The sequence below is a fragment of the Pseudoalteromonas sp. GutCa3 genome (assembly GCF_002836155.1).
Classification (GTDB): Bacteria; Pseudomonadota; Gammaproteobacteria; order Enterobacterales; family Alteromonadaceae; genus Pseudoalteromonas; species Pseudoalteromonas arctica.
This window is the reverse complement of sequence record NZ_PJBK01000039.1, coordinates 1-9,954: the sequence shown is the minus strand read 5'-3', so window position 1 is coordinate 9,954 and position 9,954 is coordinate 1. Positions and strand designations below refer to the sequence as shown.

Here is a 9,954-nt window from a genome sequence, read left to right as displayed (position 1 = left end):
GAAACAGCGCCGATGATAGTGTAGCATTTGCTATGTGAAAGTAGGACATTACCAGGTTTCAAATTAAAGAAACCCGTTACAGCAATGTGACGGGTTTTTTGCTGTCTGGGATTTGATAAATAGCCAAGAGTCCATGCCGAACTCAGTAATGAAACCAAAGCTTCGACCGATGATAGTGTAGCATTTCACTGTGGCTCTCCACCGCTGTGGGCACTACGACATCCTACTGCGTAGCGCACCGACTTCACATTGTAGAAAGCCCGCATCTAAAAATTCGGGCTCTTTACGTCTGCAGAAAAGTAGAATATGAGTAACTAACATTACGCACTCGATTTCTCTCCAATTTATCTAAATGTACAAGTCGAGCTGAATAGCTCATTACTTCAGTACTAAAGTTTATAACCGAATCTAAAGACTATTTAAAATAGTCCGTAAGCTTGAGTTTCTTCACTTTCAGATTCTTCTAGTTGTGTTGGTTTAAATATTACGCTTGGATCAATTAATACACTGTGCTTTTGTGAAAGCTTGATTAATCCTCGCATCATATTTTTAGTTTGTGGGTCTAGATCAAAACCAACCTCAGTGAGCTTATCTAGTGGTTTAATGTCTTCTTTTTTATAGTCGATATTATCTTCGACTTTATCTACCAATAACCCTACGTGTGGGTTTAAGCCGTCTTTAGTGGTAAAAACAATAATAGGTTTATAGTCTAAGGTTATTTGCTCTTTAGCTGATTCGAATAAACGCTCTAGCTGAATTAGGTTACTACGCTTAATTTTTTCGAGCAGAGCTGATACTTGTTTATAATCGCTTTGATTATGAGCTGATATAGCTTCTTTTATCGTTTTTAGCAATGATTGGAAAGGTTCGTTAAGTCGAGACATTGTTAGTTTTAAGTCTTCATTATCGGTGTTGAACTCTTTGTAAAACATAACAAAATCTTGTAGTTCTGCATCATTGCTTGAAATAGAAGCCGAGCTATTTAGCAAGTTACTTTGAAGGGTATTGAACCAGCTTAATAGTTTTTCTTGCCATGTTCTTAGTTGTTTTAGTACATGCGCATTACTTTGTTCGGTTGAGATATTATTTAAAATAATACCTAAATCAAACACAGGCGTTGGTATATCCATATAATCTTTAACACCAATAAAGCTTTTATTATTGTTGGGTAAAGTTGTTAGATTATTGTCAAAGCGCTCTGTTAATAAAATATCGAGTATTTTAAGTGAAATTGTTTTGCAGCCCACTTTAAAGTTTATTAATTCCATGCCTTTATCTTAATTTATCTGTTAATGCTTTAAGGATAGAACAAATTAAATAAATAGCTTAAAGATGGATAAGATTTAATAGAGATAGGTAACTAGGAGTTATTAGATGGCACTAGTGAGGTTTTTTATGGCACGTTTAAATTGATTCTCAAGCTGCTTTTTTCCTAATAAACCTAAGTGTTGAATCACTTTTTCATTACATTCATTTTGAAGCACTAACTTTATTAAAAGTTGTTTATCAGACTCTGTTAATTGAGACATACAAGAAGGAGACTGATTCACTACCTGGCAAAGAGTCGCAGAGATATTAAATTGAGTGAAGTTACTGTTTACGAGCAAGGCTAATCGTTCGCGAGTCTCGGGGCTTACTAACTCATCGCTAAATCCTTCAATTAAAATACTTACAAGTTGCCAATCCAGTGTTTTAAAGTGTGTTAAAAGAGCATAAAAAAAGTCGTTTTTAAACTGCTTTTTCAAAGGTTGGATAATTGCACTTTTGTTGCTTAAGCATTTAACCACAAGCGCTGAATGTTCAGCTGTGCTTTTATCGCGTTGATAACCCAGTTTTACGGTATCAAACCCTTGTTTTTGCCAAAAGTTAAGTAGCTGCGCTGTTGCACCAAAGCTTGCACCAAACCAACTACATTGGCTTTTTACTTGCGACTCGCAATAGCTAAGTAGCTTTTTACCAAAACCCATATTGTGAGAACTAGGATCAATCGCTATTCGTACAACGCGAGCGCTCAACTGTGTTAAGTAGTCATTATTAAAACTAAGTTGTGAGAGGGTTTGAGCCATTAAATGACCCTGTGGGCGGCGCTCTCCGCTTATAACCTGTAGAGCAAGTTCTTCACTTAAACCACCTTCTATTGCGATTAAACATACACCAACTAATTGATTGTTAATTTTGCAGATGAATATTCGTTGCGATGGTGCGTCTAGTAGTTGGCGTAAATCGTTTACACTACTTTGATAGTGAGCCAATGCAAGCAGGGCAATAACTTGTTGCAGTAAAGGCTCATTGTTTACAAGGGATTGCTGAGTTATTTCGCTATGAACTGGCTGCTCTAATTGATCACTACTTAACTCTTTATATTGTGCATCGAGTGCAAGCAAGGTGCGAATGTGCTTCTCGAGGGGATCGTGTTTAGCAAAACGCAGTGGCTCATCAAGCGTTACAACTTTAGAGGCTTTATAGTGCGCTTTTATATAGTTACTAAAGCGAATGGTATAACCCCTACCATTGCCCTCATACCCAACCAGTGTACTTGCAAATACTATACGAGGGTAATGAGCTAGCATTTTTAGCAATAACGGAACAGGGATCGCGGCGGCTTCATCAATGAGTAATAAATCGCACTCAGGTAATGCATTTAATAACGCGTCAGGTGCAACGTAGTGCAAGTTGGCGAGCTGTTTATGTTCAGCGTTGTATTGAAGGCTCAACTCGTTGGCTAAATGTTTAAAGCTACTATGGGTCGCTTTAAACTGAGTGCTGCAAATAATTACTTTTTTATCAGTCAATTTTGCGGCAGCTAAGCCAAGTGCTGCCGACTTGCCTCTACCTCTATCAGCATTAATGAGTAAAGGTCTGTTGGCACGGCCATTAGCTACTTTTACTATTTGTTCAACGCAGTTTTGCTGTGGTAGATAATCAATTTTATTATCCGTAACAGAGCTGACGAGATTACTAATACAGCCATTTTGTTCACCAAAATGAAAAGCGGGTAATCGCTTAATAATAGTCGCGAAACGTTGATTAAATAAACTGTAGTCAATACTCTGACCGTGTGATTGCACTGTACTTAATGCTGGATCTTGCCAAGAGGCTAAATCATCTAGTTCAGGCAGTAATAAAAACAGTATACCGCCTGCTTTAACGGTGCCGGTAAGTGCTGCAAGTTTATCAGGGTGTAAACCACTAAAACCATCGTAAACAGCATGAGCAAATTCTTGCCCTAAAATTTGGTGAGTGCGAGTAGGCCAGTACGAATTTTTAATCGCGCACTGCTTGGATACAACAAGTGTATTGTTTTCATCTATTAATGAGTTAAGTAATTCATAACACCAAGCAGGGCTGCCCGTAATCAACACTAGCTGACGATGATACGCGTCAGCTAGTTGTTGTTTTAACTCATTTAGGTGAGCTTTATACAGCTTGTAATCGTGCATAGGCCGTTACTAACCATTTACTGCCAAGGTCGTCAAAGTTAACTTGTACGCGAGATTGCGCGCCACTGCCTTCGTAATTAAGTACGGTACCAACACCAAACTTAGCATGCAAAACTCGTTGCCCTAAGTTAAAGCCACTGTCTTCAAATGCGGCATGGCTAACTGATGCGCTAAAACGCCCGGCGGCCGGTGGGCGAGAAACCTGTGTTTTAATACGGATTTCTTCTACGCAGTCCTCAGGTATTTCGCGTAAAAAGCGTGATGGGCTATGGTATTTTTCTTGCCCGTATAAACGGCGACTCTCAGCATGGCTAATGTATAACTTATCCATTGCTCGTGTCATGCCTACATAACAAAGGCGGCGCTCTTCTTCTAAGCGGCCAGACTCTTCGTTACTTTGCTGAGAAGGGAACATGCCTTCTTCTACGCCCACCATAAACACTAACGGAAACTCTAATCCTTTAGCTGAGTGAAGCGTCATCATTTGTACGGCATCTTCGTGCTCTTCTGCCTGCCCTTCACCTGACTCAAGAGATGTATGTGCTAAAAAGCCTTGTAAAGGCGAGCTGTATTCTTCGTCTTCAGGAAGTTCGTACTGGTCACATGCGCTAATTAGCTCTTCTAAGTTTTCTACGCGAGCACGGCCTTTTTCACCTTTTTCAGCTTGGTACATTGCCATCAAGCCTGAGGTTTGAATTGTGTACTTGGCTTGCTCATGCAAAGTTAGATCGCTAATTTTATCTTCTATTTGTTCGACTAGTTCTACAAACTTACTTACTGCACCAGAGGCACGACCAGATAAGTGCTGTTGTTCTACAATTGCTTTTGCGGCATACCAAAGCGGTAACGATTCTGCTCGTGCACAATCTCGTATATGGCTCAATGTCTTATCACCAATACCGCGTGCTGGCGTATTAATTACACGCTCAAACGCGGCATCGTCTTGACGATTACCTACTAGGCGTAAATACGAAAGCGCATCTTTAATTTCTTGTCGTTCGAAGAATCGCATACCACCATAAATACGGTATTTTAAGCCTTCTTGTAGCATGGCTTCCTCAAGTACACGAGATTGCGCGTTACTACGGTATAAAATTGCGGCATCTTGCAGGGCATTACCTGCATTTAACCAACTTCGTAGTTTGCTACTTACAAAGCGCGCTTCGTCTAATTCATTAAATGCTGCATAAATAGAGATTGGTTCGCCATCGTTACCGTCGGTCCATAAGCTTTTACCCATACGTTCTGAGTTATTTTGAATTAATGCGTTGGACGCTTTCAAAATAGTCGCGGTTGAACGGTAGTTTTGTTCAAGGCGAATTGTTTCTGCGCTGAAGTCAGTTAAAAAACGTTTAATGTTTTCGATTTTAGCACCACGCCAACCATAAATGCTTTGGTCATCGTCGCCTACAATCATAATGCTGTTAGTATCGCCAGCAAGTAATTTTAACCAAGCATATTGAATGGTATTTGTATCTTGGAACTCGTCTACGAGCATATGCGCAAAGCGTTGCTGATAATGACGCAGTAACGTAGGGTTATTTTTTAACACTTCGTAGCTGCGTAGTAATATTTCAGCAAAATCAACTAGGCCCGCTCTATCACAGGCCTCTTGATAGGCGGCATAAACACGCAGCATCATTTGCTCATTAATATCGTATGCTTGAATATCTTTAGGGCGAAGTGCTTCATCTTTTTTGGCGCTTATGTACCAGCCAAATTGCTTAGCGGGCCATTTTTTATCATCAATATTCATCGATTTTAATAAGCGCTTGATCATCCGAAGCTGATCGTCAGAGTCTAAAATTTGAAAGGCTTCAGGTAAGTTAGCTTCACGGTGATGAGCACGTAAAATACGATGCGATAAACCATGGAAAGTACCAATCCACATACCACCTACAGGGGCTTTTAGTGTTTCTTCAACGCGGCCACGCATTTCTTTAGCGGCTTTATTAGTAAAGGTAACTGCAAAAATACTGTAAGCGGAGGCTTGCTCAACTTGCATAAGCCACGCAATACGATGAACTAACACTCGTGTTTTACCAGACCCAGCACCTGCTAATACCAGCATGTTTTGTAGTGGGGCTGCAACGGCATCGCGTTGTTTGTCATTTAAGCCATCGAGTAATTGTGAAACGTCCATCGTTACGCCTTTTTAATCAATATTGTGGGCAGTATAACAGGTGTTTTTGTTAGGCTAAATAAAATACTGTTTTTATAAACAGCTATTTATAAAATAGCGTTCAAAACGAGTAACTTGCTAATTAACTAAGCGAATAAAAAGCGTAAACGCATAACAAAAATTGCTAATTTGACCTAAAGTTAGCAAAATATACTAACTCTCTAAATCTAGGCTAATTTAACTATTTGATTTGTAAGCTTTAATAAATTGGCATAGAGTGTGTAAGTAAATAATTATAAAATCAAATAAATACAGAGGTTAGTATGGCAGATCAAGGTTCTGGCGGTAACGTAATCGCAGCATTATGTAATATATTTTTTCCTGGCTTAGGGCAGTTAGTGCAAGGGCGTATTTTAGCGGCTATATTTTTTGCACTCGCTATTATAATAAGTTACGCACTAATTTATGTGCTTGTAGGCTTTGTACTTGTGCCTATTATTTACTTATGGTCGATTATTGACGCAGCGCGTTATAGATCGCGAAGTTAACGGCTTTAAAGTTGAGTAAAATAGCGCCCTTGTGGCGCTATTTTACTTTATATGTCCTGTGGTTTGCGGGCGTTTACGTATATAATTACGCAATTAAAGATTTACAGGCAAACCCTATGGAATATCAATTTATTCGCGACCCTATTAGTGGGCTACGTATTAAAATAAGCAGTGAACACGCTATTATTGGTCGCTGGCTAAACGAAGAAATAGGCAAAGACAAAGTGGCCATGGTGCAAGCGCTTATTGCATCGGTGAGTTCAAGCTATGAGCCGCTAACGCTAAAAGGCCAAGAAATAGATTTAATATTAACCAAAGACGAAGCACTATTTGAAGCCCATGCGCTTCATCAAGACAGCGAAGACCTAATAGCGTATCAAGATGACGATTTAGCGCTTGAAGAAAATGGTTTAAGTAGTGGTTGTGGCTTTGAAGATTTCATTGATTTAATTGATTCATGGCATGAGTTTACGACGTCACGATAAACATAATTAGCACACTAATAAAAATATACAGCAATGCACAATCAGCATTTTATCTGTATTATTACAGCAACGAAAATTACGCCAACCAAAACGACAGGAGTTGATATGTCTGCCAATTTAAACAAGCTAGTAGTGATGCTAGAAATGCAAAACGCCATGAATACTAAAGTACATGAGCAATGGTTTACTCAAGGGTTTGAATGGTACCGTGCTATTTGGGTTGAGTGTGCTGAAATGCTAGATCATCATGGTTGGAAATGGTGGAAAAAACAAACACCAGATACTGAACAAGTTATTTTAGAGTTGGTTGATATTTTTCATTTTGGTCTATCGCTTAGAATTGACGGCGAAACTAGCTACGAAGACTTAGCAAAGCAACTTGAAACTGAGCTTAGTAATGCTCAACAAGCTGATGACTTTAAACAAACACTAGAAATATTAGCGGCGTCTGCTGTTGCTGATAAAACGTTTAATGCAGGTGCCTTTGCCGGCTGTATGGCGCAAATGGGTATGGATATTGATGATTTATATCGCGGCTACGTAGGTAAAAATACGTTAAACTTTTTCCGCCAAGATCACGGTTACAAAGATGGTAGCTATATTAAAGAATGGAACGGGCAAGAAGATAACGAGCATTTAGTTGAAGTAGTTAAAAGCCTTGATACAGAACATGCAGATTTTGCAAAGTTAGTATATCAAGGGCTAGAAGCGCGTTACCCAAAAATCTAGCCCACGTAAACTGAGTTAGATAATCTTACGATAGTCGGTAACACTTAGGTAATCGGCTATCTCGTTATGTGGTTGTTGGCTATCAGGGTTAGCAACTGCAAGTAAGTGCTCAATGCCGTATTCTCGCGCGGCATTTAATACCGGCACACTGTCATCTACAAATAAAGTACGGCTTTTATTAAAGCCTAAGTCATCTTGCACTTTATGCCACAAACTTTGTTGCTCTTTACTTACTCCATATTCATGAGTCGACACTACGCCATCTAGGTAGTTATCAATCGCTGTATTCTCAAATTTAAGCATGACACTCTCAGGGTGGGCGTTGGTAAGTAAAATTAACTCTTTGCCTGCTTTTTTAAGCTCAGTTAAAAAATGAGGTACGTCTTCGCGCATTTTAATTAAATGCTGAGACTCTCGTTTAAGCTCCATTATAGGCAAGCTTAATTGCTGCTCCCAATAATCTAAACAATACCACTGTATTTGACCACTCACAGCTTGATAGCGTTTTAAAATATCTGCTTTAGCTGCATCTAGGCTAATACCTCTTGCTAATGCGTGTTGTTGAGGAATAACGTTAAGCCAAAAATGACTGTCGTAATGTAAATCGAGTAATGTTCCATCCATGTCGAGCAAAACGGTATCGATTTTTGACCAATTTAACATAGGAATTTCAACTTATAAGGTTTATTATTGAACTAACTGCCATGATAGCAAATTAACGCCAATGACACAGAAAAAGCACCCAACACCACCACAAATCCTCAGTAACAATGTTGTCGCTAAAAGCCGCTTGTTTACTGTGGAGTCTTTAGAGCTAAAGTTTTCTAATAACGAAGAGCGCCAGTATGAGCGAATTCGCGGCGGTGGCCGGGGAGCAGTGATGATTGTTCCGTTAAGTGCAGACAACGAATTACTACTTGTACGTGAATACTGTGCGGGAACAAACGATTACCAGTTAGGTTTTCCTAAAGGCTTAATTGATCCGGGTGAAACGCCAGAGCAAGCTGCTAACAGAGAGCTTAAAGAAGAAATTGGCTTTGGTGCTGAGTATTTTAAACCATTAAGAACAGTAACAATGGCGCCGAGTTACTTTAATGCCACTATGCATATTTTATTTGCTAAGCAATTATACCCACAAACCCTTATTGGCGACGAACCAGAGCCGCTTGTTGTTGTTAAGTGGCCATTAACTCAGTGGCAGTCATTATTAGACCAAGAAGATTTTACCGAAGCACGCAGTGTTGCAGCTTTGCTATTATTAGATAAGTATTTAGCGTCTGGAGCTGCCGATGAATAAATTAATCGAACCGTGTATTGAATTAGCTGAGCGTGCTGGCGATGCAATTATGGCCATTTATAAAAAAGGTGATATTGGCCAACAAGAGAAATCAGATAATACGCCTGTTACCAAAGCTGATTTAGCAGCAAATGACGTACTGGTTGCTGGATTAAAAGTCTTAGCACCCGATATTCCGATTATGTCGGAAGAAACACCTATACCAGCACTCGCCGACAGACAGGATTGGCAGCGTTATTGGTTACTCGATCCGATGGATGGCACAGGCGAGTTTATTTTAGAAAGTGGCGATTTTGCAGTAAATATTGCATTGATTGAAAATAATCACCCAGTGCTTGGTGTTATTCATTGGCCTGCAAAAGGTGTGACTTATTTTGCTACAGCTAAAAATGGTGCCTTTAAACGTGAAAACTCAATTGATAAGCAAATATCTGTAGCGCCGCCAGAGAACTTGACGCTTGCAGTGAGCCGCCGCCAAAAAATAGAAGCGGTGAGTCAGTATTTAAATAGTCAGTTTACAACTATTGCTATTGGTTCGTGCTCATTAAAAGCTTGTACTGTTGCAGAAGGCAAAGCAGATTGTTTTTTAAGAATTGGTCCAACGGGAGAGTGGGATACAGGTGCTTCACAAGTTATTGTTGAAGAAGCCGGTGGTTGTATTACCGATGCAGAATTTAACCCGCTAACGTACAACCAACGCGAGAGTACTGAGAACCCTGACTTTATAGTGATGGGGCATCCAGACTGGGAATGGCAAAAAATGATTAATCCGCATCAAAGGTTGAGCGCAGAATAGCAATTTGATTGCTTTTTGTTCGGTTGAACAACTTTAATTAGTTTAGGCCTTGCATTAAATGTTTATTCCTATATAGTAGCGCTCTCTTCAAGGCAGGCTCGTAAATATTACGAAAATGTTTTAAAGAAATTACAGGCGCGGGATGGAGCAGTCTGGTAGCTCGTCGGGCTCATAACCCGAAGGTCGTCGGTTCAAATCCGGCTCCCGCAACCAATTTTTTATAAGATTTGGTTACTGTAAACTCTAGCTTAAGAGATAAAATAAAGTAGTCGATAGACTTAAAATATACAGGCGCGGGATGGAGCAGTCTGGTAGCTCGTCGGGCTCATAACCCGAAGGTCGTCGGTTCAAATCCGGCTCCCGCAACCAATTCTTTAATTGGAAGCCAAGTTGTAATGTAAGCAACTTTAAACAAGTCTACAAATTTCAGGCGCGGGATGGAGCAGTCTGGTAGCTCGTCGGGCTCATAACCCGAAGGTCGTCGGTTCAAATCCGGCTCCCGCAACCACTGAAATAAATAAGAATGAAATGACACGC

General features: G+C 39.9%; 9 protein-coding genes and 3 tRNA genes. 8 read left to right on the top strand and 4 right to left on the bottom strand.

The window, feature by feature from the left end:
• Positions 1 to 419: 419 nt before the first annotated feature.
• The 3 genes from CXF64_RS08290 to uvrD all read right to left on the bottom strand — a co-directional run bounded on the left by CXF64_RS08290 (position 420) and on the right by uvrD (position 5,583).
• Positions 420 to 1,268 carry a chemotaxis protein gene (locus CXF64_RS08290; protein WP_101216789.1) on the bottom strand — a complete coding sequence of 283 codons (849 nt, stop codon included), beginning with the start codon at positions 1,266 to 1,268 and terminating at the stop codon, positions 420 to 422.
• Positions 1,269 to 1,370: 102 nt separating this feature from the next.
• Positions 1,371 to 3,440, bottom strand: coding sequence for a GNAT family N-acetyltransferase (locus CXF64_RS08285; protein ID WP_101216788.1), 2,070 nt, complete (start codon positions 3,438 to 3,440; stop codon positions 1,371 to 1,373).
• On the bottom strand, positions 3,418 to 5,583 hold the full coding sequence (gene uvrD, locus CXF64_RS08280; RefSeq protein WP_007586555.1) for a DNA helicase II: 2,166 nt from the start codon (positions 5,581 to 5,583) through the stop codon (positions 3,418 to 3,420). The genes CXF64_RS08285 and uvrD overlap by 23 nt, the downstream gene beginning before the upstream one ends.
• Before the next feature lie 302 nt (positions 5,584 to 5,885).
• Here uvrD and CXF64_RS08275 point away from each other — a divergent pair, with 302 nt between their 5' ends.
• From CXF64_RS08275 to CXF64_RS08265, 3 genes are all read left to right on the top strand, one after another.
• Positions 5,886 to 6,110, top strand: a complete 225-nt coding sequence (locus CXF64_RS08275) for a hypothetical protein (protein ID WP_002963009.1) — start codon at positions 5,886 to 5,888, stop codon at positions 6,108 to 6,110.
• Between the two features lie 116 nt (positions 6,111 to 6,226).
• On the top strand, positions 6,227 to 6,595 hold the full coding sequence (locus CXF64_RS08270) for a YacL family protein (protein ID WP_024592461.1): 369 nt from the start codon (positions 6,227 to 6,229) through the stop codon (positions 6,593 to 6,595).
• A 105-nt stretch (positions 6,596 to 6,700) separates the two neighbouring features.
• The gene (locus CXF64_RS08265; protein WP_007586550.1) at positions 6,701 to 7,324 is read left to right on the top strand and encodes a dUTP diphosphatase; all 624 of its coding nucleotides are present in this window, start codon (positions 6,701 to 6,703) and stop codon (positions 7,322 to 7,324) included.
• Positions 7,325 to 7,339: 15 nt separating this feature from the next.
• On the opposite strand, the gene yrfG is transcribed toward CXF64_RS08265, so the two are convergent.
• Positions 7,340 to 7,987 (bottom strand): GMP/IMP nucleotidase, encoded by a 648-nt coding sequence (gene yrfG, locus CXF64_RS08260; RefSeq protein WP_101216787.1) that lies wholly within the window; start codon positions 7,985 to 7,987, stop codon positions 7,340 to 7,342.
• Positions 7,988 to 8,048: 61 nt separating this feature from the next.
• Here yrfG and nudE point away from each other — a divergent pair, with 61 nt between their 5' ends.
• From nudE to CXF64_RS08235, 5 genes are all read left to right on the top strand, one after another.
• Positions 8,049 to 8,621 (top strand): ADP compounds hydrolase NudE, encoded by a 573-nt coding sequence (nudE, locus tag CXF64_RS08255; protein WP_007586548.1) that lies wholly within the window; start codon positions 8,049 to 8,051, stop codon positions 8,619 to 8,621.
• Complete coding sequence (cysQ, locus tag CXF64_RS08250) at positions 8,614 to 9,417, top strand: 3'(2'),5'-bisphosphate nucleotidase CysQ (RefSeq protein WP_007586545.1); 804 nt, start codon at positions 8,614 to 8,616, stop codon at positions 9,415 to 9,417. The genes nudE and cysQ overlap by 8 nt, the downstream gene beginning before the upstream one ends.
• A gap of 136 nt (positions 9,418 to 9,553) precedes the next feature.
• Positions 9,554 to 9,630, top strand: a tRNA-Met gene (locus tag CXF64_RS08245).
• 79 nt (positions 9,631 to 9,709) lie between these two features.
• A tRNA-Met gene (locus tag CXF64_RS08240) sits at positions 9,710 to 9,786 on the top strand.
• A gap of 62 nt (positions 9,787 to 9,848) precedes the next feature.
• A tRNA-Met gene (locus CXF64_RS08235) sits at positions 9,849 to 9,925 on the top strand.
• Positions 9,926 to 9,954 lie beyond the last annotated feature (29 nt).

Coding starts and splice junctions, on each gene's coding strand:
- CXF64_RS08275 (WP_002963009.1), top strand. CDS start 5,886: ATGGCAGATCAAGGTTCTGGCGGTAACGTAATCGCAGCATTATGTAAT.
- CXF64_RS08290 (WP_101216789.1), bottom strand. CDS start 1,268: ATGGAATTAATAAACTTTAAAGTGGGCTGCAAAACAATTTCACTTAAA.
- CXF64_RS08285 (WP_101216788.1), bottom strand. CDS start 3,440: ATGCACGATTACAAGCTGTATAAAGCTCACCTAAATGAGTTAAAACAA.
- yrfG (WP_101216787.1), bottom strand. CDS start 7,987: ATGTTAAATTGGTCAAAAATCGATACCGTTTTGCTCGACATGGATGGA.
- CXF64_RS08270 (WP_024592461.1), top strand. CDS start 6,227: ATGGAATATCAATTTATTCGCGACCCTATTAGTGGGCTACGTATTAAA.
- nudE (WP_007586548.1), top strand. CDS start 8,049: ATGACACAGAAAAAGCACCCAACACCACCACAAATCCTCAGTAACAAT.
- cysQ (WP_007586545.1), top strand. CDS start 8,614: ATGAATAAATTAATCGAACCGTGTATTGAATTAGCTGAGCGTGCTGGC.
- CXF64_RS08265 (WP_007586550.1), top strand. CDS start 6,701: ATGTCTGCCAATTTAAACAAGCTAGTAGTGATGCTAGAAATGCAAAAC.
- uvrD (WP_007586555.1), bottom strand. CDS start 5,583: ATGGACGTTTCACAATTACTCGATGGCTTAAATGACAAACAACGCGAT.